This window comes from Hymenobacter sp. PAMC 26628 (assembly GCF_001562275.1).
Taxonomy (GTDB): domain Bacteria; phylum Bacteroidota; class Bacteroidia; order Cytophagales; family Hymenobacteraceae; genus Hymenobacter.
Genome location: NZ_CP014304.1, coordinates 697655 through 721109 on the forward strand (window position 1 = coordinate 697655; position 23455 = coordinate 721109).

26 protein-coding genes are annotated in these 23455 nt (G+C 59.3%); 16 read left to right on the forward strand and 10 right to left on the reverse strand.

Annotated elements, in window-relative coordinates; genetic code table 11:
• Positions 1-14: 14 nt before the first annotated feature.
• Positions 15-947 (forward strand): cytosine permease, encoded by a 933-nt coding sequence (locus tag AXW84_RS26135; protein WP_250636927.1) that lies wholly within the window; start codon positions 15-17, stop codon positions 945-947.
• A gap of 67 nt (positions 948-1014) precedes the next feature.
• Here AXW84_RS26135 and AXW84_RS03375 read toward each other — a convergent pair whose 3' ends face one another.
• Both AXW84_RS03375 and yiaK read right to left on the reverse strand, forming a co-directional pair.
• Entirely contained in the window at positions 1015-1761 is a 747-nt protein-coding gene (locus AXW84_RS03375; protein ID WP_068228668.1) for a DUF72 domain-containing protein, read from the reverse strand.
• A 34-nt stretch (positions 1762-1795) separates the two neighbouring features.
• The gene (gene yiaK / locus AXW84_RS03380) at positions 1796-2776 is read right to left on the reverse strand and encodes a 3-dehydro-L-gulonate 2-dehydrogenase (RefSeq protein WP_068228672.1); all 981 of its coding nucleotides are present in this window, start codon (positions 2774-2776) and stop codon (positions 1796-1798) included.
• Positions 2777-2857: 81 nt separating this feature from the next.
• Here yiaK and AXW84_RS03385 point away from each other — a divergent pair, with 81 nt between their 5' ends.
• The gene (locus tag AXW84_RS03385) at positions 2858-4303 is read left to right on the forward strand and encodes an amidohydrolase family protein (protein ID WP_068228675.1); all 1446 of its coding nucleotides are present in this window, start codon (positions 2858-2860) and stop codon (positions 4301-4303) included.
• Positions 4304-4412: 109 nt separating this feature from the next.
• Here the strand turns inward: AXW84_RS03385 and AXW84_RS03390 are convergent, their stop codons facing one another.
• Both AXW84_RS03390 and AXW84_RS03395 read right to left on the reverse strand, forming a co-directional pair.
• Entirely contained in the window at positions 4413-6008 is a 1596-nt protein-coding gene (locus AXW84_RS03390) for a protein adenylyltransferase SelO (RefSeq protein WP_068228678.1), read from the reverse strand.
• Positions 6009-6125: 117 nt separating this feature from the next.
• Positions 6126-6866, reverse strand: a complete 741-nt coding sequence (locus AXW84_RS03395) for a DUF72 domain-containing protein (RefSeq protein ID WP_068228681.1) — start codon at positions 6864-6866, stop codon at positions 6126-6128.
• A gap of 300 nt (positions 6867-7166) precedes the next feature.
• On the opposite strand from AXW84_RS03395, the gene AXW84_RS03400 reads away from it, so the two are divergent.
• Together AXW84_RS03400 and AXW84_RS03405 are read left to right on the forward strand one after the other, a co-directional pair.
• A complete protein-coding gene (locus AXW84_RS03400) occupies positions 7167-8102 on the forward strand; it encodes an aromatic alcohol reductase (protein WP_236943237.1) in 936 nt (311 codons plus the stop codon).
• A 148-nt stretch (positions 8103-8250) separates the two neighbouring features.
• The gene (locus tag AXW84_RS03405; protein WP_068228684.1) at positions 8251-8523 is read left to right on the forward strand and encodes a hypothetical protein; all 273 of its coding nucleotides are present in this window, start codon (positions 8251-8253) and stop codon (positions 8521-8523) included.
• 134 nt (positions 8524-8657) lie between these two features.
• Here the strand turns inward: AXW84_RS03405 and AXW84_RS03410 are convergent, their stop codons facing one another.
• On the reverse strand, positions 8658-9167 hold the full coding sequence (locus tag AXW84_RS03410) for a hypothetical protein (protein ID WP_068228688.1): 510 nt from the start codon (positions 9165-9167) through the stop codon (positions 8658-8660).
• A 175-nt stretch (positions 9168-9342) separates the two neighbouring features.
• On the opposite strand from AXW84_RS03410, the gene AXW84_RS22975 reads away from it, so the two are divergent.
• The gene (locus AXW84_RS22975) at positions 9343-9537 is read left to right on the forward strand and encodes a hypothetical protein (RefSeq protein ID WP_071889820.1); all 195 of its coding nucleotides are present in this window, start codon (positions 9343-9345) and stop codon (positions 9535-9537) included.
• On the opposite strand, the gene AXW84_RS03415 is transcribed toward AXW84_RS22975, so the two are convergent.
• Complete coding sequence (locus AXW84_RS03415; RefSeq protein WP_068228691.1) at positions 9506-10087, reverse strand: Fic family protein; 582 nt, start codon at positions 10085-10087, stop codon at positions 9506-9508. The genes AXW84_RS22975 and AXW84_RS03415 overlap by 32 nt on opposite strands.
• A gap of 265 nt (positions 10088-10352) precedes the next feature.
• Here AXW84_RS03415 and AXW84_RS22980 point away from each other — a divergent pair, with 265 nt between their 5' ends.
• The 7 genes from AXW84_RS22980 to AXW84_RS03435 all read left to right on the forward strand — a co-directional run bounded on the left by AXW84_RS22980 (position 10353) and on the right by AXW84_RS03435 (position 16780).
• Positions 10353-11123 carry a glycosyltransferase family 25 protein gene (locus AXW84_RS22980; protein WP_071890939.1) on the forward strand — a complete coding sequence of 257 codons (771 nt, stop codon included), beginning with the start codon at positions 10353-10355 and terminating at the stop codon, positions 11121-11123.
• A 1-nt stretch (position 11124) separates the two neighbouring features.
• The gene (locus AXW84_RS24430; protein WP_157886786.1) at positions 11125-11853 is read left to right on the forward strand and encodes a hypothetical protein; all 729 of its coding nucleotides are present in this window, start codon (positions 11125-11127) and stop codon (positions 11851-11853) included.
• A 299-nt stretch (positions 11854-12152) separates the two neighbouring features.
• Positions 12153-12320: a hypothetical protein gene (locus AXW84_RS24435; protein WP_157886787.1), complete on the forward strand. Its 168-nt coding sequence runs from the start codon at positions 12153-12155 to the stop codon at positions 12318-12320.
• A gap of 64 nt (positions 12321-12384) precedes the next feature.
• Positions 12385-12873 carry a hypothetical protein gene (locus tag AXW84_RS03420; RefSeq protein ID WP_157886788.1) on the forward strand — a complete coding sequence of 163 codons (489 nt, stop codon included), beginning with the start codon at positions 12385-12387 and terminating at the stop codon, positions 12871-12873.
• 140 nt (positions 12874-13013) lie between these two features.
• Positions 13014-15623, forward strand: a complete 2610-nt coding sequence (gene clpB, locus AXW84_RS03425) for an ATP-dependent chaperone ClpB (protein ID WP_068228697.1) — start codon at positions 13014-13016, stop codon at positions 15621-15623.
• Positions 15624-15884: 261 nt separating this feature from the next.
• A complete protein-coding gene (locus AXW84_RS03430) occupies positions 15885-16358 on the forward strand; it encodes a transposase family protein (RefSeq protein WP_068228700.1) in 474 nt (157 codons plus the stop codon).
• A gap of 41 nt (positions 16359-16399) precedes the next feature.
• The gene (locus AXW84_RS03435) at positions 16400-16780 is read left to right on the forward strand and encodes a transposase family protein (protein ID WP_236943322.1); all 381 of its coding nucleotides are present in this window, start codon (positions 16400-16402) and stop codon (positions 16778-16780) included.
• 126 nt (positions 16781-16906) lie between these two features.
• On the opposite strand, the gene AXW84_RS03440 is transcribed toward AXW84_RS03435, so the two are convergent.
• The 3 genes from AXW84_RS03440 to AXW84_RS03450 form a co-directional block, all read right to left on the reverse strand.
• The gene (locus AXW84_RS03440; protein WP_068227993.1) at positions 16907-17968 is read right to left on the reverse strand and encodes an IS701 family transposase; all 1062 of its coding nucleotides are present in this window, start codon (positions 17966-17968) and stop codon (positions 16907-16909) included.
• 312 nt (positions 17969-18280) lie between these two features.
• Positions 18281-18874 carry a zeta toxin family protein gene (locus AXW84_RS03445; RefSeq protein ID WP_157886789.1) on the reverse strand — a complete coding sequence of 198 codons (594 nt, stop codon included), beginning with the start codon at positions 18872-18874 and terminating at the stop codon, positions 18281-18283.
• On the reverse strand, positions 18871-19131 hold the full coding sequence (locus AXW84_RS03450) for a hypothetical protein (RefSeq protein WP_068228710.1): 261 nt from the start codon (positions 19129-19131) through the stop codon (positions 18871-18873). The genes AXW84_RS03445 and AXW84_RS03450 overlap by 4 nt, the downstream gene beginning before the upstream one ends.
• 191 nt (positions 19132-19322) lie before the next feature.
• On the opposite strand from AXW84_RS03450, the gene AXW84_RS03455 reads away from it, so the two are divergent.
• The 3 genes from AXW84_RS03455 to AXW84_RS03465 all read left to right on the forward strand — a co-directional run bounded on the left by AXW84_RS03455 (position 19323) and on the right by AXW84_RS03465 (position 21498).
• Complete coding sequence (locus AXW84_RS03455; RefSeq protein ID WP_068228714.1) at positions 19323-19637, forward strand: nucleotidyltransferase family protein; 315 nt, start codon at positions 19323-19325, stop codon at positions 19635-19637.
• Positions 19618-19974 (forward strand): HepT-like ribonuclease domain-containing protein, encoded by a 357-nt coding sequence (locus AXW84_RS03460; protein WP_071890941.1) that lies wholly within the window; start codon positions 19618-19620, stop codon positions 19972-19974. Before AXW84_RS03455 ends, AXW84_RS03460 begins: the two co-directional genes overlap by 20 nt.
• A gap of 192 nt (positions 19975-20166) precedes the next feature.
• Positions 20167-21498: a flavin monoamine oxidase family protein gene (locus AXW84_RS03465; RefSeq protein WP_068228719.1), complete on the forward strand. Its 1332-nt coding sequence runs from the start codon at positions 20167-20169 to the stop codon at positions 21496-21498.
• Between the two features lie 92 nt (positions 21499-21590).
• On the opposite strand, the gene AXW84_RS03470 is transcribed toward AXW84_RS03465, so the two are convergent.
• Positions 21591-22541, reverse strand: a complete 951-nt coding sequence (locus AXW84_RS03470; protein WP_068228722.1) for a hypothetical protein — start codon at positions 22539-22541, stop codon at positions 21591-21593.
• 224 nt (positions 22542-22765) lie between these two features.
• On the opposite strand from AXW84_RS03470, the gene AXW84_RS03475 reads away from it, so the two are divergent.
• Positions 22766-23377, forward strand: coding sequence for a HupE/UreJ family protein (locus AXW84_RS03475; protein ID WP_068228725.1), 612 nt, complete (start codon positions 22766-22768; stop codon positions 23375-23377).
• The last annotated feature ends 78 nt before the right edge of the window (positions 23378-23455 follow it).

The following is a 23455-nucleotide window of genomic DNA, read 5'->3' on the forward strand; positions in this document are numbered from 1 at the left end:
TGCCAGTAGCGGCGTTGGCGCTGCTGTTTTGGGGCATATCGGCCGGGCATGGGCTGGGGCCCATCCTGGCGCAGCCCAGCAAGTTCACGTCGAGCGCCGCATTTTGGGCCTTCTTTTTTCCCTCCCTCACGGGCATGGTGGGGTTTTGGGCCACGCTTTCGCTCAACATCCCGGATTTCACGCGCTACGCCACCAGCCAGCGGGCCCAGCAACTGGGCCAGGCCATCGGCCTGCCCGCGTCGATGACGCTGTTTTCCTTCGTGGGGGTGGTGGTCACGTCGGCCACGTTTGTCATCTACGGCCACACCATTTGGGACCCCGTGGTGCTGGCCGCCAAGTTCGAGAGCAAGCTGCTGGTGAGTGCTGCTATGCTAGCCGTGGCCCTGAGCACGCTGGCCACCAACATTGCGGCCAATATCGTGAGTCCCGCCAACGACTTCGCCAACGTGTCGCCTACGCGCATCAGCTTCAAGGCCGGCGGCTACGTCACCGGCGTCTTCGGCATGCTCATCTTCCCCTGGAAGCTTATCGCCGACCCATCGGGCTACATCTTCACCTGGCTCGTGGGCTATTCGGCGCTGCTGGGGCCCATCGGCGCCATCATGATTGCCGATTACTACCTGCTGCGCCACCAGCAGCTCGACCTGCCCGCCCTCTACCAGTACCGGGGCCCCTACGCCTACCGCGGCGGCGTGAACCCCGCCGCCCTGCTGGCCCTGGCGCTGGGCGTGCTGCCCAACGTGCCGGGCTTCCTCACCGCCATCGGCGTGCTGCCCAAGGGTGCGGTGTGGCCCGGCCTGGTGGCCGTGTACAACTACGCGTGGTTCGTGGGCTTCCTGCTTTCGGCTGGAATCTATTTGCTGCTGATGCGCCGCCAAACGGCCCCCCGGCCCGCGCCCCACGCGGCCGATGCCGTGGCCCCAGCGGCGGCTTCGCTGGTGCAGTGAGGCGCAACAAATCAAGCGGCCCCGGGGCCCCAGGCTATTTAGCTGGCGCCACGCGGTGTTGGCCCGGTTAGTTGGCGCCACGCGGCTGGGCTGAACCCACCGCGTCAAGCAGCTGGTGGGCGTTGCCGATGGCCGAGCCGTCGATGTCGTTGTTGAAGTACAAATAAGCCTGCTCCACGCCCGGGGCGGCGGCAACTGCCGCAGCCACGCGCTGCAAGAACGGCGCGTCGTAGGGCGAGGCGTAGAGGTGCGGCACGCCGTGGAACCGGTAGTACAGCGTGGGCGCGGTGGCCACCACGGCATCGGGCAGCAGCGGGTGGCTTTGGCCACTGAATACCACTTGGCGCAGCCGTAGGGCGTCGTACACCTCGTCGCGCCACCAGCTGGGGTGCCGAAATTCGAGCACGTTCACAAACGCCGGGTCGAGGCAGTCGAGGATGCGCGTTAGCCGGTCGGCGTCGTAGGCCAGGCGCGGGGGTAGCTGAAACAGCACGGGCCCCAGCTTGTCGAGCAGGCCCCGGCCGGCCGTGCCGTAGAAGTCGCCCAGCAGTTGCCCCACGCCGTGAAACTGCTTGTAGTGGGTGATCAGCTGCGGCACTTTCACGGCAAATTGAAAGTCGGCCGGGGCCTGCGCGTACCAGTTTTCCAAGAAGGATAGTTGCGGAAAGCGGTAGAACGTCACGTTCAGCTCCAGGGTGCGGAACTGCTGGCAGTAGTACTCGAACCAGCGCCGCATGGGCAGTTTTTCGGGGTAGAACACGCCGCGCCAGTGCCGGTAGTGGTAGCCCGAGCAGCCGATGTGGTAAGTAGCCATAAAGCGTTAAGTGGTTCTCTGGCTGGGCGGGTAACTACATGCGCAGCACCTGCTCCCAAATGGCCTCGTTCACCGGGGTGCCCTGCGCCAGGTTGGCCGTGCGGGTAGCCAACGACTGCTCGCCGGGGTAAAAAATGCCCGCGCTGCCGGGCCCCAGCGGACTGCTTTTGGTAAAGCGCAGCATTTCTTCGATGACCGACTCGTGCAAAGCCGGCTGCCGGATGCAGATGAAGCACTGCGACACCCCGGATTCCTGCCCGCTCCGGGTGATGTCGGCCGTGGAACGACCGCCGCTCAGGGCCGTCAGTACCACGTCGAGCATCAGCGCCAGCCCCGAGCCTTTCCAGAAGCCGATGGGCACGCCGCGCTGCGAGGCCATGATTTCGGCGGCATCGGTGGTCAGGTTGCCGGCCTGGTCGTAGCCGCCGGGTACGGGCAGCGCCTCGTGGGCCGCGGCGTAGGTGCTCACCTTGCCAAACGAGTACTGCGACAGGGCCATGTCGAGCACCAGGTGGCCGGCCGCGCGGGGCACGGCCAGCACCAAGGGGTTGTTGCCGAGGCGGGCGTCGGTGCCGCCCCAGGGCGTCACGTTGGCGATGGTATTGGTGAAGCACAGGCCGATGCAGCCGGCCTCGGCGGCCTGCCAGCCGTAGGTGCCGCCGCGCATCCAGTGGTTGGCGTTGCGCAGGGCCACGCAGCCGAGGCCGTGCTGTCCGGCCAGGGCAATGGCCCGCGCCATGCCCGTGGCCGCGTTGGTAGGGCCGGGGCCCAAGTGGCCGTCCCAGCGCTCCACCAAGCCGTTGGTTTCCACCAGCTCCGGCTCGGCGGGGTGCACCAGGCTCGCCTTCACGTGGCCCACGAAGGTAGGGAAACGGTTCAGGCCGTGGGTGTACACGCCGTCGCGGCTGTTTTCGGCAAACAGCGTGGCGCACTGCCCGGCCTTGGCCTCGGGGAAATCCAAGGTCATTAACACCCGTTTGAACTCTTGCTGAAACTGCTGGTAGGGGATGCGCATAGTAGCTCTACGAGATATTCAGGCCGGTGGTAGCAGCCTACATTTGCCCAGCTAACTCCGGCCCTTTTGCTCCCCGCCACGATGAGAAAAAACTCGCTTTTTCGCTGCTTCCTAAGCGCCGTACTCGCCGGGGCCCCGGCCGCGGCCAGCCGGGCGCAGGCCCCGCCCGCGTTCACGCCCCAGGTGCAAGCCTTCATCAAGGTGAACGCGCCGGTGGTGGCCCTCACCGACGCCAAGGTCATCGACGGCACCGGGCGGCCGGCGCTGCTGCACCAAACTGTGCTGCTGCGCGGCGGCCGCATCGAGCAGGTGGGCCCCAGCAAAAAGGTGAAGGTGCCCGCCGGGGCCCAGGTGGTGAGCTGCGCTGGCAAAACGCTGATTCCCGGCCTGGTGATGCTGCACGAGCACCTGTACTACACCATGCCGGCGGGCGGGTTCTTCAACATCGCCCAGATGCCGTACTCGTTCCCGCGGCTGTACCTGGCGGGCGGGGCCACCACCATCCGCACGGCCGGCAGCATCGAGCCCCAAACCGACCTGGCCATTCAGCGGCTCATCGGTGAGGGCAAGTTCACCGGGCCCGACATGGACGTAACGGCGCCCTACATCGAGGAGCCGAGCATGGACATTCCGGCCCTGAACACCGTGAAGGGCCCCGAGGAAGCCGCCGCCGCCACCAAGTTCTGGGCCGACCGGGGCTGCACCTCGTTCAAAATGTACATGCACGCCACCCGCGCCGACCTGGCCGCCGTGGTGCGCGAGGCCCACCCGCGCCACCTCAAAATCACCGGCCACCTCTGCGCCCTCACCTACCGCGAGGCCGCCGACCTTGGCATTGACAACCTGGAGCACGGCTTCATGGCCAGCTCGGATTTTGTGCCCAACAAAACGCCCGACGTGGCCGACTACCCCGCCGCCCACCAGGCCCTGCAACGCCTGCCCGTGAACAGCCCCGCCATGGCGGACCTCATCAAATTTCTTATCGGCAAGCACGTGGCCCTTACCTCCACGCTGCCCGTGTTCGAGCCCTACACCGGACGCGAAGTGGTGCTTGGCGGCGGCCTCGATGCCCTGATTCCGCAGCTGCAAGAGCGCGAAACCACCACGTGGCAGCAAAACCAGGGCAAGGACTCGGCCAGCGTGGCCCTCTTCAAAAAGGAGCAAGCCTGGGAAAAGCAGTTCTACGACGCTGGGGGCCTACTCGTGGCCGGCACCGACCCCACCGGCGCGGGCCGCACCATAGCTGGCTACGCCAACCGCCACGAAATCGAATTGCTAGTCGAAGGCGGCTTCACGCCGCTGCAAGCCATCAAAATCTGTACCCTCAACGGAGCCCGCTACCTGGGCCGCGAAAAGGAAATCGGTACCATAGAAGCCGGCAAGCAGGCCGACTTGGTGCTGGTAAACGGCGACCCCGAGCAGGACATCCACCAACTCCGCCAGATGGAAATCGTGTTCAAGCACGGCGTCGGCTTCGACTCGCCCAAGCTCTTCGAATCGATGAAAGGCAAGGTGGGCCTGAACTAACCCGAGCCAAGCAGCCCGGACGCCACGAGCCCGCGCGTAGGGCCCCAGCCGAGCAGCAGCCCGTCCATCAGGGCGGGGCCCGGGTGCGGCACATTGGCCCAGCTACTGCTTAGGAGCTGCACGAGAGCGTGGCGCTGCCGGGCTTGTCGCGGGCCCAGTCGGGCCGCTTGGCGGCCAGCTCGTCGTGCGCAGGGTGTTCAGCAAACGGCGTTTTCAGTACTTCGAACAGCGTTTCGAGCCGGGACAAGTCACCGGCTTCGGCGGCCTCAATGGCCCCTTGGGCGAGGTAATTGCGCAGTACGAACTTCGGGTTGGCACGCAGCATGTTGGCTCGCAAGGTTTCGCCGCTGGCCGGTTCCTGGCGGAGGCGGAGCGCGTAGCGCCGCAGCCATTGCCGCAGGAGCTGGTCTTCGCCGGGCACCACCGCGTAGGCCGCTACCGCCAGCAGCTCGTCGAATCGCTCGGTTTCGCGGCCGGGTTCGGCCACCAGGGCCGGGGCCAGGTGGGAGAGGTGCCGAAAAAAAACCGTCATGTCGATTTCCGGGCCAGCCAGGGCTTCGGGCAAATCCTGGGTCAGGGCGAGGTCTGCCTCGGGCGCCAAGGGCGTGAGGCCGAGCTTGCGCAGCATCAGCGCGTGCCGGGTGGCGGCCAGCGTGTCGGCGTACACGTCGAGGCCAGGGCGCAGGGCTTGCGCATCGTCGAGCAGTGGCGTGAGGGCCTGCGCCAGGGCCATCAGGTTCCACAGGGCCACCCGGGGCTGCTGGCCGAAGGCGTAGCGCCGCGAGCCGAAGTCGGTGGTGTTGGGCGTCCAGTCGGGGTCGTAGGGCTCGAGCCAGCCGTAAGGGCCGTAGTCGATGGTAAGGCCGAGGATGGACATGTTATCGGTATTCAACACGCCGTGCACGAAGCCCACGCTCATCCAGTGCGCCACCAGCACGGCCGTGCGCTGGGCTATTTCCTCAAACCAGCGCACGTAAACCGCCGGCGATGGGGGCCCCAGCTCGGGGTAGTGGTGGTGAATGGTGTAGTCGGCCAGCGCGCGCAGGTTGTTCGTTTCGCTGTGGGCCGCCATTATTTGGAAGTTGCCGAACCGGATGAACGTGGGCGCCACCCGCGCCACAATGGCCCCCGGCTCAGGGGCGGCGTTGCCGTTGTAAAACATGTCGCGGACGACCGAATCGCCGGTGGCCACTAAGCTCAGGGCCCGCGTGGTGGGCACGCCGAGGTAGTGCATGGCCTCGCTGCACAGAAACTCGCGCAGCGACGAGCGCAGTACGGCCCGGCCGTCGGCGCGGCGCGAATACGGCGTGGGGCCCGCTCCCTTGAGCTGAATTTCCTGGCGCGAGCCGTCCGTGGCCGCCACCTGGCCCAGCGAAATGGCCCTCCCGTCGCCGAGCTGCCCCGCCCAGTTGCCGAACTGGTGCCCGCCGTAGCGCGCCGCAAAGGGCTTCATGCTGCCCGTGACCAGGTTGCCGGCCAGCGCGTCCACCGCGGGGCCCCGCTCGGCCGGTTTCGCCAGGCCCAGGTACGCGCCCAGCTCGGCTGACCACGCCAGCAGGTGTGGGTCGCGCACGGGCGTGGGTACCACCCGCGAGTAGCAATAGCCCGGCACTTGCCGGGGCCCCAGCAGGCCCGATGCTTCGCCGCGTAGCTCGTCTACGAAGGGGTTTTCAAAGGAAACTTGGGTTATCTGCGGGGCGCCCATACGTACTGCTTGAATCGTGGAGAAGAAACCAATTGATTACTGCTGCGGTAGCAATGCTTCGACAAGCTCAGCATGACCGCCTAAAATACTTTTTAGCCAACTCAATCACCCCTGGGCCTACTGGCCCAGCAGCGCCTGCATCTGCCGGGTGTTGTGCACACCCGCGGCCCCGATGCCGTTGTTGAAATACAGGTACACCTGCTGCACGTTTTTGGCCGCTTTTATTTCCGCCGCAATGCGGGCCAGGAACTCCGGGCTGTACGACGATTTATACAGTTCGGGCACGCCGTGGAAGCGGTAGTACAGCACGGCCGTGTTGGCCACTACCTCGTCGGGCAGCTCCAGGGGCGGCGGGTAGCTCTGCCCCGCGAAGGCAATGCCGTGCCGCGTGAGCAGCCGCTGCGGCTCGGCCTCCCACCAGCTCGGGTGCCGAAACTCCACCACGTTGGCAAACGCCGGGTTGAGGCTGTCGACCAAGCGCTGGGCCAGCTCGTCGCTGTATTCCGCCTTGGGTGGTAGCTGAAACAGCACGGGGCCCAGCTTCTCGCGCAGCCCCTCGCGCACGGTGCCGTAGAAATCGGCCAGGATGGGCTGGGCGTCGGCGTTGAATTTCTTGTAGTGCGTCACCTGGCGCGGCGCCTTCACGGCGAACCGGTAATCGGCGGGGCTCTGCGCGTACCAGGTTTCAAAGGCCTTCAGGGTCGGCATCCGGTAAAAGGTGACGTTCAGCTCCAGGGTGTTGAACTGCGAGCAGTAGTAGGCCAGCCACTTGCGCGGGGGCAGGTCGGGCGGGTAAAACGCGCCCTTCCAGTCGCGAAACGAAAAGCCGGAACAGCCGATGTAGTAAGCGGGAGGCATGGCGAAGTCCTTAGTTGGGCCGGCCGGATTGGCCAGGCAGAAGTAGCTAAGAGTAGCGCCTTCATACGTGCCGCCGGGCCTAGGTGCCGTTTAGCCGGCGTCCACTCCAGCCTTTGTGAGCCGCATCGCCCGTAGGCGCGTTAAGCCAAGATTAGCACACGTTGGCAAACTGCTGTCCGCAACATTAAGGAAAACAATGCGGTATCAAGGTTCTCGCCCGATGGCCGCATTCGGTTCGCTACGGCGGCTTGCGAAGCCAGGGGCGAATAAATCCATCCAACCACGTGTAAAATCTCCCTTGTGGCAGAGCAAATAACCGGCCCGCAAAGCATTCCGAACGCCGAACCAGCCCTCATCGTGCTGGCCGGCGCCACCGGCGACCTCGGCTACCGCATCGCGCAGCACCTCCTGCAACGCGGCGCCCGCGTGCGGGCCCTGGTGCGCCCCGGCAACACCAAGCCCAAAGTCGAAACCCTGCGCCAACAAGGCGCCACCATCGTAGAAGTGGATTTCGACGACGTGGGGGCCCTAACCTACGCCTGCGTTGACGCCGCTTGCGTGGTGTCGGCCGTGTCGGGGCTGCGCGACGTGATGGTGGACCTGCAAACGAGGCTGCTCGACGCGGCCGTGGCCGCCGGCGTGCCCCGCTTTATCCCGTCCGACTACTCCATCGACTTCACTAAGCTCCCCGCCGGCTCCAACCGCAACCTCGACCTGCGCCGTGAGTTCGGCCAGCGGCTCGACGGGGCCCCCATTCAGGCCACCTCCATCCTCAACGGCATGTTCATGGACCTGCTGACCGGGCAGGCGCCGGTGGTCCTGTTCGGCATCCGGCGGGTGCTGTACTGGGGCAGCGCCGACCAGCCGCTCGACTTCACCGCCATCGCCGACACCGCCGCCTTCACGGCCTCCGCCGCCCTCGACGCCACCACGCCCCGCTACCTGCGCGTGGCCGGCGCCGTCGCCACCGTCCGCGACCTCCAGGCCGCCGCCACCGCCGTGACGGGCCGCCGCTTCCGCCGCCTGCGGGCCGGCAGCTTGTGGCTCCTGAAGCTGATGATTCGGGCGACGCGCCAACTCGCCCCGGCCCCCGATGAGGTGTTCCCGCCCTGGCAGGGCATGCAGTACCTGCACAACATGTTCACCGGGGCCCCCAAACTCGCGCCCCTCGACAACGCCCGCTACCCCGACATCCGGTGGACGCCGCTGCGCGAGGTGCTGGCCACGGCCAAGTAGCGCGCCGGGGCCCCCAGCGGCGGGTTACTAAATTATGTGCTTGGCCAAACAAGGCGGTTTTGGCGTAAACGCGGGGCGCTTCGCTGCGTATAGACTTGCGCGGTGGCTACGCCGCCACCCACTTCCCACCCATATTCAGATTCCCAATATGAAAATTTCCCTGATCCTCGCCGCTGCCTTCGCTCTCACCGTAAGCGCCGCTTCCGCCCAGACCGTAGCCCCCGGTACCGCCCCCGGGGCCCAAACCGGCAACCCGTCCAACATGCCCAGCGCCGGCTCTACCACCGACCAGCAGGCCCCTGACAGCAAGCGCATGAACAAAATGTCGGGCATGAGCAAGAGCGACAAAAAGATGATGCGCAAAGACCGCAAAATGAAAATGAACTCCGACGGTTCGATGAAAACCAAAACTAAAATGTAGTTGCTGCTAGGGGCAGCCAGTCTCTCCCAGCGCCCTCGTTTTGATTACTGGATGAGCCCCTGCCGATAATTGGCAGGGGCTCATTTTGTTAAGCGCCCGTGCTACCCCATAGCCGGAAAAGCACTGCCGACTTGCTAACAATTATGCACAACCCCGCCAGTCTGCTGTACAGCGGCGTGCTCGCCGTGACAATCGTGGGGGCCCTGGCCGCGTACTTTTAGCCGCTGGTCAGTCCCGCGCCATGTTCGCCGCGGCGCCGGTGCAACTAGTTGTTCCGCCAGCACCACCCCGGGGCGGGCGGGCAGCAAAAACGCGTCGTCGAAGAGGCAGCTGTAGCCGGTAAAATCTTCGGTGAGCGGAAGCCATCGGTAGGGCACGCGCGGCGTCACCAGAAACAAGGTATTGGCGCCAACGTGCGGGGCCTGGCCGGCGCACTCCACCTGGCTGCGCCCGCGGCAGAGCGTGATTTTGTAGTATTCCCGCCGGCTAAACGTCATCGGGGCCGCCCTACGGAGGTCTGCCAACGGGAACACGTTAAAATGCCCCACGCCTTGCCCCATGTCCGGCGGCGGCAACACGCCCACGGCGGACTCAGGGCCCGGGGCAAGCGCGTCGTAAAAAGCAGCAAGGGAGTTCGGTTTCATACGGGCAGTTGTACGAAGCGCGCGGGCGAGTAGGGATTCCCTGTTAATTTTGATGCAGGTCTATACCGTAGTTGGAATTAGCTGTTCTACCGTAGCTTACTGCTGCGCGTCAGGAACGCGAGAGTAATAGCTAAAGCAGCATTACTTCATAAATTCGTGCTTTATCATCCTCGCCATGACTTTCCGCCAACGCTACCAACAATTAGAAAACCCCGCTTTCGTAAAGCAAATGATGTTGCGCTCGGTGTACGGTACGATGGCGCTGGAAAACCAAACCGTGTCAATGGAACGCCTGGAGGCGCTCTACGAAAAAGTAGAAGCCGAGCGAATCGCGAAACCTACGCCGCAAACAGACGAAGTTGTGTGCTAATTAATTGCTCCAGCGCCCGGTAATCGAGAGAATTCCCCGCTTTTATAGCGTGCAAATACACCTCCCGGCCTTCGCCAGCTGCCCGCTGGTACAATTCTACTTCTTGGTAGCCGTAGCGAAAGGCCAGAAAATTGGTGAGTAGTCGGGCGGTGCGGCCATTGCCATTCGTGAAGGGGTGGATAGCCACGAAGCGATGATGCGCATAGGCCAGCAAAGCTGCTAACTCGGCTTCGGTACGGGTCGACTGCTGCCGGTGCTGCACTTCCTCTGCAAACTGATACAGCAGGGTAGGGACTTGCTGAAAGGCCGGGGGCAGGAAGTCGCCGACGTTCGGATTGGAGCGTCGGTAGTGGCCCGCCCACTCGTACACCCGCCCAAATGCCACGCGGTGCAGGTCGAGCAGCAGCGCCACGGTAAATTCCGTTTCTTCGGGCAGGTCGTAAAGGTAGTTTTCAGCCCGAATGAGGCCTTCTGCCTCCGCCTCATCCAGCAAGTGGCGGTCAGTTAAGCCCAGTAGGTTGTCCCCGGGTGCGTCGGTATAGTGGCCCATCGGCCGCGAAAATACGCGCGAGTACTACCTTGATACTTCCTAGCGCCCGCCGCCGCGCCCAGCCACTGGGGCGGCTTTTGATACTCTGTTATCTTACATTCGTTACAATTCACCGGCCCGCGCCGAAGCTGCTGGGTGAAACAGGCGCTTCTGTTGGGCTGATATTCCGCCTGCCGTTGTATTGAGCGATGCGGGTGCCGCTGAAAAAACGGTAGCCTTTGTGTAGTTGCCCTGTTTTTATCGAGAGCTATTTTCAGACGTATTTGTGACTACAGGGATATCAAAGCTAATTAGCTCACTAGTATTTAATGCTTTTGCGCATTACAACTTCAGTAATAGAATTGAATATGTAAAGCTCAGATTAAGGTGGTATATACCTCCTGAATTAGAGCGTGTAGTTGAAGAGTCAATTTATATAAGACAAACGTTCGTTTTATCGTTAAAAAATAGTTTAGATAGAAGAAGCTTTATCAAAAAAGGATTTGATGGAGAGAAATTACACTATTCTATTGTCGATGGATTAATGGGAGTAGATGTGTGCAAGTATCCAAATATAATTAGTGTAAGGTCAGTTGCTTTCCTTTCAGAGGGAAGTGTTGGATGTTGGCTTGGGCACTATTCAGTTTGGAAAAGGATTGTCAGTCAAAAAATTGAGTATTCAATGATTTTTGAGGATGATGTGATTCTGGCTAAAAGTTTTAATACCAAGTTAAATTCTGTATTAGAAAATGTGCCAAATGATTTTGACATATTATTTTTGAATTCAGGTAATAATTATTCTCATAATAAGCGTGTTATTATAAATAAACGGATTTTTATTCCATATCAAATTAGGAATGGGGCATACGGCTACATCGTTAGCTATAGCGGAGTGAAGAAGCTTTTGAATATGATTCCATCCGTGCAAGTGACACGAGGAGGGATAGATTCTGCAATTGGCTCATTAATTCGAGATAAGAGAATTCTTGCCTATCATTTGGATGAGCCACTTTGCTGGGTTGACTATTCGTTTTCAAGTTCTATCAAACTAAAATAATATGGAATCATTTTTTTCAAGTCAAACAATAAGTATAATTTCATTAGCACTGTTAGTAGTTGGATTTTCAAAATTTATTATTTATTATAAGGCATTCAATATTTCAATTGTTGACTATATTGACCCAAGCGAGATAATTACCCTTTTCGCAGATAATATAGCAACAGCGAGCGTAATTGTGATGGTTCTGGCTGTTCCATATATTGGCCTTATTTTACCGTATAACCTTTCGGGAATTGATATTGGATTAGAATTCTTTGAAAGATTAAGTCGTCATTTTAGTCTTTTGCTACCTTTGGTAGCTGTGGGATTCGTGTTTCTTGTTGTGTTTTTGTTGATTCTATGGAGAAGGCCTAAAATAGAAAACTTTGAACTTGCGAGGTATATTTGGGCGTGGCCAACTATTACCATTCTTGTACCTATGATGTCTTTAGAATCGGGTTCTTATTATAGTATTCAGTCCTTCCAACAGTATGTGATTATACTCTCTTTAATAATAAGTTTTACTTTCTTAATTCTGCTCGCAACGTGGAATGAGATTCAAAAAGTGAAGACAGGATATTTTAGTAATGTAGAAGTAGAATTTGAAAGTGATACACTAAAATCTAATGTTACGGAATTCTATGTTGGAAAAACTAAGTCTTATTTATTCTTCTATTCAACCCAGAATAAAACATCAACTGCATACTTGACAGGAAAGCTGAAGAGCATTAAATACACGCCTCAATAATGACAAATTGTTAGCGCGAAAACGGCTAAATCGCATTTTTCCGCCAAAAAGTCCGAATCCGCACCTTTGCACTCCGTTTGCTAGCGTTCTCGTACCAACTTCCTCACCCGAAGCACTTACTAGAACCTAGCACTAATGGACTTTAAAAACTTCACCATCAAGGCGCAGGAGGCCGTGCAGAAGGCCACCGAACTTGCCGGGGCCAACTAGCAGCAGGCCATCGAAACGGGCCATTTGCTGAACCTTCTCTAGTATCTTCGTGATAATGGGAAACCCGTTACCTATAAACCTGCCGAATCATGGGTGCCAGCGACAATAAAAAGCCACAGCCCACTGGGGCCCCTACTCCGACCAAAGAAGAGCGGCTGGCTCAGGCCCGCGAGTATGCTAAGCAGTTCAAGTTTGACACGCTTTCGGAAGAGGACTTAATTCGCTTGCGTCGCAACGCTTACAAGTATGCTATTTGAGCGCGAGCTAGGCGAAGGCTATCTGTTTCATTACCGCAAAGGGCCGTCTCGCAAGGATGGCCCTTTGGTTTGTACGCACTACTACACGTTTCGCACCCGCAAGAACCGGCGTTACATCGTCGAAGCTGAGGAGTATCAGCACCACGTGTACGTGCTCAAGTATTATCCGCTGGCCCTCAAGGCTTCGCCTAATCGGTTTAAGCTGCTAGTGAATGACGGTGATGCTTTCCGCATCCTGACTACCTGCACGCAGATTTTCCTGGATATTTGCCGGCGCGACCCGTTGGCCTCGGCTGGTTTCGTGGGCGAGCCATTAGTGGGAGAGGGGCAGATTACTACCAAACGGTTCCGCGTCTACCTCAAAATGGTCACGGCTTTTGTGGGGCCCATGCGGTTTGCCCACCACCCACTGCCCGCTATCAGCGCGTACTTTCTGGAATGCCGCGCCAACCCCGAGCCGGGCTTGCTAGCTACGGTAGAGCAGATGTTTCGGGAGCTATACATCGTGCCCGAAGCAGTGGAAAACGGCAAGCCCGCGTCGTCGGGTGAATAGGCCTGAAATTATGGCGTAGGAGGTTGATGGTAAATCGCATTTTCTAGCCAAAAAGTCCGAAAAACCCTTCTCGCACCCCGTTTGCTAGTCCCTTCGTACAAACTTCCTAACCCGAAGCACCTACTTAGAGACGAACCAAAATGGACTTTAAAAACTTCACCATCAAGGCACAGGAGGCCGTGCAGAAGGCCACCGAACTTGCCGGGGCCAACCAGCAGCAGGCCATCGAAACGGGCCATTTGCTGAAGGCCCTGCTCCAGAACGACGAGAACACCCTGGCGTTTCTGGGCAAGAAACTGGGCGCCAACATGGCCAACGTCGGCCAGCGCCTCGATGCCATTGTGGCCGCCTACCCCAAGGTGAGCGGCGGCTCGCCCTACCTCGCCAACGACGCGGCCAACGCCGTGACGCGCGCCAACACCCAGATGAAGGAGATGGGCGACGAATTCGTCTCCGTCGAGCACCTGCTACTGGGCATCCTCGGCGGCAAAGACGCGGCCGCGACCTTGCTCAAAGACAACGGCTTCAGCGAGAAAGACCTGAAAGCCGCCATCCAGGAGCTGCGCGGGGGCCGCAAAGTCACGAGCCAAACCGCGGAGGAGCAATACCAGAGCCTGAACCGCTACGCCGTGAACCTGAACGAGCGGGTGCGCCAGGGCAAGATGGACCCCGTGATTGGGCGCGACGAGGAAATCCGCCGCGTGCTCCAGATTTTGTCGCGCCGCACCAAGAACAACCCCGTGCTGTTGGGCGAGCCCGGCGTGGGCAAAACCGCCATTGCTGAGGGCCTGGCCCAGCGCATCGTGGCCGGCGACGTGCCCGAGAACCTGAAAGACAAAACCCTGATGAGCCTCGACCTGGGCCTGCTTGTGGCCGGGGCCAAGTACAAGGGCGAATTTGAGGAGCGTCTCAAGGCCGTCATCAAGGAAGTGACTGACTCGGAGGGGCAGATTCTGCTCTTCATCGACGAGATTCACACCCTGATTGGGGCCGGCGGGGGCGGCGAAGGCGCGATGGACGCGGCCAACCTGCTCAAGCCCGCCCTGGCCCGCGGCGAGCTGCACGCCATCGGGGCCACCACGCTCAAGGAGTACCAGAAGTACATCGAGAAAGACAAGGCCCTGGAGCGCCGCTTCCAGGCCGTCATCGTGGATGAGCCGAGCCAGCCCGACGCCATCAGCATCCTGCGCGGCATCAAGGAGAAGTACGAGCTGCACCACGGCGTGCGCATTACCGACGACGCCGTGATTGCGGCCGTGGAGCTGAGCAGCCGTTACATCATCGACCGCTTCCTGCCCGACAAGGCCATCGACCTGATGGACGAGGCCGCCGCCAAGCTGCGCATCGAGATGAACTCCATGCCCGAGGAGCTGGACGAGGTGCAGCGCCGCATCATGCAGCTCGAAATTGAGCGCGAAGCCATGCGCCGCGAAGAAAACCACGACCGCGAGGCCGTGCTGAGCAAAGACTTGTCGGAGCTGAACGAGCAGCGCGACTCGCTGAAGGCCAAGTGGGAAGGCGAAAAATCCGTCCTCACCGGCATTCAGACCGAGAAAGAAAATATCGAGCGCTTCAAAACCGAAGCCGAGCAAGCCGAGCGCCAGGGCGACTACGGCCGCGTGGCTGAGCTGCGCTACGGCAAAATCCAGGAGGCTGAGCAGCGGCTCAAGACCTTGCAGGACGAAGCCAATGCCACCAAAGACGGCGGCGCGATGCTGCAAGAAGTGGTGACCAGCGAGGACATTGCCGAAGTAGTGGCCAAGTGGACCGGCATCCCGGTGAGCAAAATGCTGCAACCGGACCGCGATAAGCTGCTCAACCTCGAAGCCGAGCTGGGCAAGCGCGTGGCTGGCCAGACCGAGGCCATCGCCGCCATTTCGGACGCTGTGCGCCGCTCGCGCGCCGGCTTGCAAGACCCCAAGCGGCCGATAGGATCGTTCATCTTCCTCGGCACCACCGGCGTGGGCAAAACCGAGCTGGCCAAGGCCCTGGCCGAGTACCTGTTCAACGACGAAAACGCCCTGGTGCGCATCGACATGAGCGAGTACCAGGAACGCCACGCCACCTCGCGCCTCATCGGGGCCCCTCCCGGCTACGTGGGCTACGACGAAGGCGGCCAGCTCACGGAGGCCGTGCGCCGCAAGCCCTACTCGGTGGTGCTGCTCGACGAGATTGAGAAAGCGCACCCCGATGTGTTCAACATCCTGCTGCAAGTGCTCGACGACGGCCGCCTCACCGACAACAAAGGCCGGGTGGCGAACTTCAAGAACACCATCATCATCATGACCTCGAACACGGGGGCCGATATCATCCAGAAGAATTTCAAGGAGCTGAATGAGTACAACCACGAGGAAGTGGTGGACCGCACCCGCGACGAAGTGGTGGAGCGCCTGCGCCAGCACATGCGCCCCGAGTTCCTGAACCGCATCGACGAAATCGTGATGTTCCAGCCCCTCAAGCGCAAGGAAATCCGCCGCATCGTGGACATCCAGTTCCGCCAGATTCAGCAGCGCCTGCAAGAAGCCGGCATCCAACTCGAAGCCACCAGCGAGGTGCTCGACTACCTCGGCGAACAGGGTTTCGACCCGCAGTTTGGGGCCCGGCCGCTGAAGCGCGTGCTCCAGCGCGTGATCCTCAACGAGCTAAGCAAGGAAATTCTCTCCGGCAAAGTGAGCAAGGACACCGTGGTAGAAGCCGTGCTGGAAGACGGCGCGGTGAAGTTCGAGAACGTGGAAATCCCGGCGGTGTAATTCGTTGGGTTGGCATTTTAATAGAAAGCCCCGTCAGCGCAGTGCTGGCGGGGCTTTTTGCTTACAGAACCTGGATGTTACCTAACCTCTAAGTAAATGGTTCACTCTTGATTTCAGACGCTTTATTTCATTTTTATAGAATTCTTCTTTGTCATTCAACTCGTCCAACTGTATTTGAAGGTTAGAAATGGAATTATTGTACTCCATTTCTTCTATTAAGGTTTTTATTAACTGTTTATCAATATTTTGCGTATAAAATAAATGCCTAGTATTTATCATCACACTCGCACAGACCGTCAATATAAAGCAACTACTGGGTTAACGCTTTCCGAATTCGAAAAACTTGCTGTTGCGTTCGAGTTATATTATACCCCTAAAAAGACCTTGTTGCACGCGGGCAAGAAGCCGGTGCTTACGGATAAAAAAGAGGCTTTATTTTTTATTCTGCACTATTTAAAAGCGTATCCAACTTTGTTAAATATGGGCGTTTATTTTAACATCTCTGAGTATGCGGTGAGTCAGTATTTGGAGCTACTTAAACCCTGTTTAAAAGCTGCTTTGCACCAAGTAATGCCGGCTAGTCAAGCAATTTTTGCCAATCAGCGGGCATTCGACGAGTATTTCGCGGGCATAGAAGACTTAGTGATTGATGTGACCGAAATACCAATTGAACGAGCTGCTAATCAAGAAATTCAACGAGAGCACTATAGCGGTAAAAAAAACTTCACACCCTAAAGTTTCTGCTACTTAGCACCCTAGACCGACAAATAAAATTAATCAGTAAGGGCTATAGCGGCAGGCAACAGGATTTTGCCATTTTAAAAGATATGCTAGCCGGTATTTGCTTAAAAAACTATACACTTCATGTTGACCTAGGCTTTCAGGGAATTAAGAATCTGGGCATAAGTGAACGCATTTTCATTCCGTTTAAGGCTAGCAAAAATAACCCGATTAACGCTTGGCAGCGAGCGATAAATCGCCTACTTGCTCGTGAACGGGTAGCCGTAGAAAATGCACTTGCGAAGATGAAATCCTTTTTTATCCTGCGCCAGGAGAACAGAATGAGAAAAAAAGTGAAATTGGAAGAGGTTTTTCAATTGTGTGCAGGCTTAGCTAATTTTAAAAGCCTTAACAACGCATTGATAATCAAACAATAAAAATTCTATTTTTGCTTGAAGACGAGAAATATAATTTTCCTTCTCATCTATTTTCTTCCGTATATCTTGTTCGAGACTATCAACAGCAATCAACGGCCCGGCATAAAAAAGTATTAGTAACTGATATTACGCGGTGAATTGGGCTAATTGCTGGTACATGGCTTTGAGTCCGGTCAAATATAGTTGTGCTTTCAAGCGAAAATGCCCAATGCCGCACTTGAGTTTGAGCGCTTCTAACTTGGTGTAAGCCAGAATAGCGGCAAAAAAATGATTGGCTTGGGTGTCGGGCGTTTTGGTGGGCGACTTGCCCATCGACGCATTCTGTTTGAGGGATTTGTGGTATTCTTCGACTTTCCACCGTCTCTGGTAAATCGCCGCCAACTGGGCTTGGTTCAGGGTCGTGTCGCTGCTGACCAGGTAGAGCACGCCCTGCGAACCGTCTTTGTTTGTAAAGACTTGCCTGGTCACGAGCACCGCCGGTTGGACGGACCGCAAAAAGACGCGCAGGGGCTGCTCCTCGGGAAAAACAAGGGTATCGACGGCCTGAAACCGGCCTTGCGCCCGCGCGGCCTCGCTCAAGGCCACCGTGCGCGAGGATTCGAGCGCCACGACGAAGTGGTGGCCCAGGGCCCGCACGGCATTCAGGTTTTCGGCCGAGGCGTACCAACTGTCGGCCAGCAGGTACCGATAGGCCACTTGCTGCTGGGCCACGCGCAGCATGGCCCGCAGGTGCTCGTTCTTGGTGTACTTGCTTTTGGCTTTGGTTTGCTGGGTTTTGGCGTCCCAGACGGCCTCGGTTTTTTCGATGAGTTCCACGGCGATGGGCACGGCCAACGCGCCGGCCTGGTAGAGCAGGCTCACGAAGTTAAGCCCCTTGACAAAGCGGCCCTGGCCGTGGTCCCAGTGCGTACAAATCAGGGCGCTGGGGTCGGTGTGCGCCTTCTCCAGGACAGAATCGTCGACGATAAGCACCGCAAACTCGTCGGCCGGCCGCTGCTGCTCGGCCCGGCGAATCAGCGGCTTGGCTTGCCGCCAGACCTGCTCGGAATCCAGGTACGAGCCACTGAGCCAGCGCGTCACCTGGTCGTGGCTCACCGCCCCGCCCAGCAACCGCGACAAACCCGTGGCCGAGGTTTGACCCGTCGAGCTAATCAGATAATCCGTGTATAAGTCCAGCGTGCAGGTCATGGCGGCAAGCAGTGAAAGGGGCAAACCTTAATTTAGCGCGTAACATCAGTTAGTAATATATAAAAACCTAATTCACCTAATGCCTTTGCCCAACTCCATTGCGCGACTGTAAATAAGGCAATTATCCCTGATAAAAAAGACATATATCGAATAAAGGAGAACGGACTGGGCTCAAACCATCTTGAAGGAGTAATCAAGTTTTTCATTCGGTAAATATATGCAGTGACCCCATCTGACACGTCTGCAGAAACGCCTGCTACCACCGCCGCGCCAGCCCCGGCGGCGGGGCGCGGATGCTGCTAACAGAGCAGTTTAGCCAGGCAATTTCTGGTAAACCGCTTCCATTTTAATGATGTGGGCTAACACAGGGGCTGCCCAAGCGGCCCAAAGAGCAGTTTGCTGCAAAGCGTGGCCGGGCCGTAGCTCAGCTACTTGCTGCGCCTCAGTGCCAGTGTTGTCGTACAATTGTATGCGGTCGAAAATGCGGTAGTGCCGCTTGAGCAGCGACAGGCCGTTGGCGTACCGTTGCTGAATCAGCGCCGGTGGCACGCTGTGGCCGCCTTCCAGCACGCGCTGGGCCACGCGCTGCTGGCAAACCGCTACCGACTCCAAGCCCACGTACCGGAGTTCGAGGTGGTAACCGGCTTTTTTCAGGGCGCTGAATAGGGCGTAGTCCCGTTCGCTGGCCGCATTGGTTTCGATAACGAAAGAAATTCGCTGTTCAATCCACCCCTCCAATTGCTGCCGCAACGATGCTTCTACTTCGGCTACGCTTAGGCCCTGCTGGTAGAGACTATCGCCGTTTAAGCGCGGCACTTTCACCGCTTCGTACTGATAAAGGGAAGTCTTACCCGCCCCATTTGGCCCCGCCAGTACATAAATGGTGGGAACGGTAAGGTCGGTCATTGCACCGGCGCAGCCAGAACTTCCAGCCGGCCCGTGCTCGGCCATTCCTGCACCAAGCGCCCTTGTTCGTCGCGGTAGGTCAAAAAGGAATTGGCTGCTTTGGCTCGAGCACGCACAAACTCCCGAAACCCCCGCTTGAATTCCGGTGATGCCACGCGCTCGGCCATATTGGCGAGGTTGTCGAGTTGTTGCGCAACCGTGGCCGTAGGTGTGGACGAGATAAGAGCCATGCCGATAATTGTAGAAGTCAGCAGCAAGTTAACCCCAAAGATCTACAAAAATGAGGTGACTTGTTACGCCGCGTTCCCACTCCACATCGGGGTGGGCCTGCAAGAAACTGCTGCTGCTCCCACCGCGCCAGCCACGGCGGTGGGGCCGGGGGGGGGGAGAAGAGAGAACGGCTAGCAAGGGGGCTGTATCTTGCGTGTCCTTCGTATATAGCACGCTTATGGAACCAGTCCGCACCAAGGCCGAAGTTATTGCCCGCCTTCAACAGCAGCAGGCGCAGTTGCGGGCGCTGGGCGTGGCGCAGTTGGGGCTGTTCGGCTCGTTTGTGCGCGATGAGGCTACGGAGGCGAGCGACGTGGATTTGCTCGTGGATTTTGGGCAAGGGCGAAAGACGTTTAACGGCTTCTTTGAAATAGTTGATTTTTTAGAAGAGTTGCTTGGGCGGGAAGTGGAACTGCTGACGCGGCCGGGGCTGTCGCCATACATTGGGCCGCATATCTTACGTACTACTGAATATGTCCTTGCCGCCGCTTGAACGACTATTGCATATCCGCGACGAGATACAGTTTTTGCAGCGATGCCGGCTGAAATTGCCGGATTTGGCGGCGCTGGTAGCCGATGAAGTAATGTGCCGCGCTGTGGTGAAAAGCGTCGAAATTATTGGCGAGGCCACAAAAAACCTGCCGGTCGAGTGGCGCGAGGCGTACCCCGAAATACCGTGGCGCAACATTGCCCGAATGCGCGACAAGCTGACGCATCATTATTTTGATACTGATTTTGAGTTTGTGTGGTTGGTAATGCAAACGCAAATCAACCCGCTGGATGAAACTGTGGCGCGAATGCTACAAGAGTTGCCCGGAACCTTAAATTAATTAAATGCTCCCCGTGTCTTCACTAAACTGATTCTGGTGCGCTTGTTGTTGAATTAGAACGTGTAGTAGCGCTCGATAGAAGACGGTGCGGTGAAGTTCGAGAACGTAGAAATCCCGACCGTATAAATAAGTTGCCTCTAAACAAAAAGCCCCGCCAGCGCTTGCTAGCGGGGCTTTTTTTGCGCAAAATGTATGGCTGCCAACAACAATAGTTATTCTACCGAAGTACTGGTGATTGGGGCTGGGGCCGCGGGGTTGCTCGCGGCGCGGGGACTGGCCCGGGCCGGCCGCCGCGTGTGCCTCGTGGAGGCCCAGGACCGGATCGGCGGGCGTGTGCACACGCTGGGGCCCCCGGGCTTCACCCAGTCCATCGAGGCCGGGGCAGAATTCATGCACGGCGAAGTGCCCCTCACCAGGGCCCTAATGGCGGAAGCGGGCATCACGTGGGAGGAGGCCAATGGCGAATCGTACTTGGTGCAAGGCGGCCAGCTGCAGGCCCAGGCCAACTATTTCGCGCTGCTGCCCCCGCTGCTGGAAAAACTCCAGGCACTAGCCCACGACCTGCCGCTGGCCGACTTTCTGGACCGCGAATTTTCGGGCCCCGAATACACCGCGCTGCGCACCTTTGCCACCCAGTTTGCCGAAGGCTACGACGCGGCCGATCCGCAGCGCGTGAGCGCCTGGGCCATGCGCGACGAGTGGTCGGCGGGTGGGGCCCAGGGCTCGCTGCGGCCGGTGGGGGGCTATGGGCCGCTGCTGCACTGGCTGGCGGCGCAAGCGCAGGCGGCGGGGGCCCTGCTGCACCTGGCGGCGCCGGTGCGAGAAATCCGGTGGCAGCCCGGGCAAGTAGAGGCCGTGACGGCAGCCGGCGCCACCTACCGCGCCCAGCAGATGCTGTGCACGGTGCCGCTAGGAGTGTGGCAGCGGGGCCCCCAGCAGGCCGGCTACTTGGGCTTTGTGCCGGAGGTGGCCGCGCACCGGGCCGCCGCGGCCCAACTGGGCTTTGGCTCGGTTATCAAAATCGTACTGGAGTTTCGCACGCCCTTCTGGCAAGACCGGCTGCCGGAACTGGAGTTTCTACTCTCCGATGCGGCCGTGCCCACTTGGTGGAGCCAGCGGCCCGCCGCCACGCCCCAGCTCACCGGCTGGCTGGCCGGGCCCGCCGCGCAGCGGCTGGTGGGGGCCCCCAACGAAGCGGTGCTGCAACTCGCCCTGGCGTCGCTGGCTCCCTTGCTGGCGGTATCGCCCGAAACTCTGCAAGCGCAGCTCTGCGCCAGCTACGTGCGCAACTGGGGCCACGAGCCCTTTGCCTACGGAGCGTATTCGTATGCCACGGTGGGCGCCGGGGCGGCGCAAGCGGCCTTGGCCACGCCCGTGGCCGGTACGCTGTTTTTTGCCGGGGAGGGTACCTATAGCGGCCCGTTTGCCGGCACTGTCGAGGCGGCGCTCGTCAGTGGCCAGGCGGTGGCGCGGGCCATGCTGGCCCGGCCGGTGCTGGCCGCCGCGCCCAGCTCAGTGGTTTGATTTTTACGGTTGGTGGGGCCCCGGGGGCAGTGGCAGTACTTGCCAGCACCACCGCTCCGGAGCCCCATTTGCAGTGAAATAGCTCGGTTGTATCAGCTGTTTCTTTTGGCTCGGCGCGCAGCTTTGCGGTCCAGCCGCTCACGGTAGGCGCGGCCTTGCACAAGGTGCCTGGCTTTGAGCTTGGTGCGGATATCAGCGGGCAAAGGCTTGCCTGCCAAGTAATCGTTGCGCAAAGTGGCGAACTTGGTGGCCGTATAAGGCGCGTTGTGAATGAACATGTACGCGGCGCCGCCCGCCATGAGTGCCAAACCCGCCACTACCTGCCCGGTACCGGGCTCGCTGCTTTGGGATTGCAAGTAGGGCGAGGGCGAGTAATTGGTATTGCTGGCGCCCGTCATCAGGCGCAGGCCAGGCAGGGCTAGGAGGAGCGGTAGCTGCCCACCGAGTTGTTTGGCGTTGAAAAACCCCTGCACGGCGTCGAGGGTATCCTGCCGGGCATCGGCCAGCAATTGGGTAGGCGTAGTAACCGAGGCGGTGGACGTTGGCGCAGCCGGGCCGGGCAGTGGCGGGGCAGGAATTGACGCGCTGGACACAATACCAGCGGCCAAAAATGGGTTGGGGGCCGAAGCAGTACCGTGAAGCGGAGCAAAATTGCCGCGCAGGCGGCGCTTTACATCGGCTGGCAAGTAGCCAGTGGCCGCCAAGGCGCTTAGCACGCGGTGCTCGCGCCCCCACCCGAACTGGGCGAGTTTTTTGATGCCCAGCGCCGCCAGTGCCGAGCCAATGACCACCCCGGGCGTCCAAACGCCCGCGCTGGTGGTTTGCTGGGCGGGGATGATGGACGCCGCCATGCCCGCCCCACCGAACGCCAGCCAGCTAAAGCCACCGCCGCGCCGGCTCTTGAACAGTTCGTGCACGGCGCGCGCCGTGTCCTGGCGGCTGAGGGGCACGGGCATGGCGCCGGCGCCGGCAGTGGAAACCTGGCTGTGGGCCGAGGTGAATGTTAAGAACAGTGAAAAGGCTAGAACGTAACGGTGCAGCATGGAATGGTTATAAAGATGAAATAATTATCAGGTTGTTGTGTGCCGGTGCAATAACAATAATATAGCCAATGCAAATGAACTGGCGTGGCCAATTTGGGGCCCCAGAGTGAATATTTAATGTCCGCATTGAGGATTTTAAAACCAGGAATTATACTAAAAATCTGAATAGAATAAGATTTCCGGCAAGTTACCAGACTTTTGCAGGAACTCCGCTTTCTTTTTGCATGAGCACATTCACAACCTACCTGCACCTGGGGTTTCTGCACATCTGCAACCCGCGGGCCACCGACCACCTCACGTTTCTGCTGGCCCTGTGCGCGCCCTACGTGCTGGCCGACTGGCGGCGGGTGCTGGCGCTGGTCACGAGCTTCACCGTGGGGCACTCGCTCACGCTGGCGCTGGCCACGCTGCGGCTCGTCACGTTTCCGCCGGCCGTTATCGAGGCCCTGATTCCGGTGACAATCATGGCCACGGCCGTTTTCAACCTCGGGCGGGTGGGGCCCCCAGGCCGGCCGGCCCCCGCAAACCGGTCCCTGGGCCCCGTGCTATGGGCGGCCCCCAATGCCCTGGCCGCCGCATTCGGCCTCGTCCACGGCCTCGGGTTTTCCAACTACTTGCGCGAATTGCTCGGCCAGCAGAGCCGGCCGGTGCTGGAGCTGCTGGCCTTTAACGTGGGCGTGGAGCTGGGGCAGGTGCTGATTGTGAGCGTCATCCTGGCGCTGGGGGCCCTGCTGCTGCGTGGCTTCGGCGTGGCCCGGCGCGACTGGGTACTGGCCGTGAGCGGCGCGGCGCTGGGCGTGGCTGCGCTGCTGTTGCTGCAACAAAAATATGCTTAAGGCAGGAAATGATTTCCTGCCGCCGGGGTCCCTGCAACTTAACGGCGTAATTTGCCGCCTTTCTCAATCTTGGGTGCC

Excerpts from the sequence above, each read along its gene's own strand:
- AXW84_RS03390 (WP_068228678.1), bottom strand. The coding sequence starts at position 6,008 with ATGGGCGCCCCGCAGATAACCCAAGTTTCCTTTGAAAACCCCTTCGTA.
- AXW84_RS03385 (WP_068228675.1), top strand. The coding sequence starts at position 2,858 with ATGAGAAAAAACTCGCTTTTTCGCTGCTTCCTAAGCGCCGTACTCGCC.
- AXW84_RS03445 (WP_157886789.1), bottom strand. The coding sequence starts at position 18,874 with ATGACCGACCTTACCGTTCCCACCATTTATGTACTGGCGGGGCCAAAT.
- AXW84_RS24430 (WP_157886786.1), top strand. The coding sequence starts at position 11,125 with ATGGAATCATTTTTTTCAAGTCAAACAATAAGTATAATTTCATTAGCA.
- AXW84_RS03430 (WP_068228700.1), top strand. The coding sequence starts at position 15,885 with ATGCCTAGTATTTATCATCACACTCGCACAGACCGTCAATATAAAGCA.
- AXW84_RS03475 (WP_068228725.1), top strand. The coding sequence starts at position 22,766 with ATGAGCACATTCACAACCTACCTGCACCTGGGGTTTCTGCACATCTGC.
- AXW84_RS03405 (WP_068228684.1), top strand. The coding sequence starts at position 8,251 with ATGAAAATTTCCCTGATCCTCGCCGCTGCCTTCGCTCTCACCGTAAGC.
- yiaK (WP_068228672.1), bottom strand. The coding sequence starts at position 2,776 with ATGCGCATCCCCTACCAGCAGTTTCAGCAAGAGTTCAAACGGGTGTTA.
- AXW84_RS03375 (WP_068228668.1), bottom strand. The coding sequence starts at position 1,761 with ATGGCTACTTACCACATCGGCTGCTCGGGCTACCACTACCGGCACTGG.
- AXW84_RS03460 (WP_071890941.1), top strand. The coding sequence starts at position 19,618 with ATGTCCTTGCCGCCGCTTGAACGACTATTGCATATCCGCGACGAGATA.
- AXW84_RS03465 (WP_068228719.1), top strand. The coding sequence starts at position 20,167 with ATGGCTGCCAACAACAATAGTTATTCTACCGAAGTACTGGTGATTGGG.
- AXW84_RS03470 (WP_068228722.1), bottom strand. The coding sequence starts at position 22,541 with ATGCTGCACCGTTACGTTCTAGCCTTTTCACTGTTCTTAACATTCACC.
- AXW84_RS03415 (WP_068228691.1), bottom strand. The coding sequence starts at position 10,087 with ATGGGCCACTATACCGACGCACCCGGGGACAACCTACTGGGCTTAACT.
- AXW84_RS24435 (WP_157886787.1), top strand. The coding sequence starts at position 12,153 with ATGGGTGCCAGCGACAATAAAAAGCCACAGCCCACTGGGGCCCCTACT.
- clpB (WP_068228697.1), top strand. The coding sequence starts at position 13,014 with ATGGACTTTAAAAACTTCACCATCAAGGCACAGGAGGCCGTGCAGAAG.
- AXW84_RS03455 (WP_068228714.1), top strand. The coding sequence starts at position 19,323 with ATGGAACCAGTCCGCACCAAGGCCGAAGTTATTGCCCGCCTTCAACAG.
- AXW84_RS22975 (WP_071889820.1), top strand. The coding sequence starts at position 9,343 with ATGACTTTCCGCCAACGCTACCAACAATTAGAAAACCCCGCTTTCGTA.
- AXW84_RS03440 (WP_068227993.1), bottom strand. The coding sequence starts at position 17,968 with ATGACCTGCACGCTGGACTTATACACGGATTATCTGATTAGCTCGACG.
- AXW84_RS03395 (WP_068228681.1), bottom strand. The coding sequence starts at position 6,866 with ATGCCTCCCGCTTACTACATCGGCTGTTCCGGCTTTTCGTTTCGCGAC.
- AXW84_RS03410 (WP_068228688.1), bottom strand. The coding sequence starts at position 9,167 with ATGAAACCGAACTCCCTTGCTGCTTTTTACGACGCGCTTGCCCCGGGC.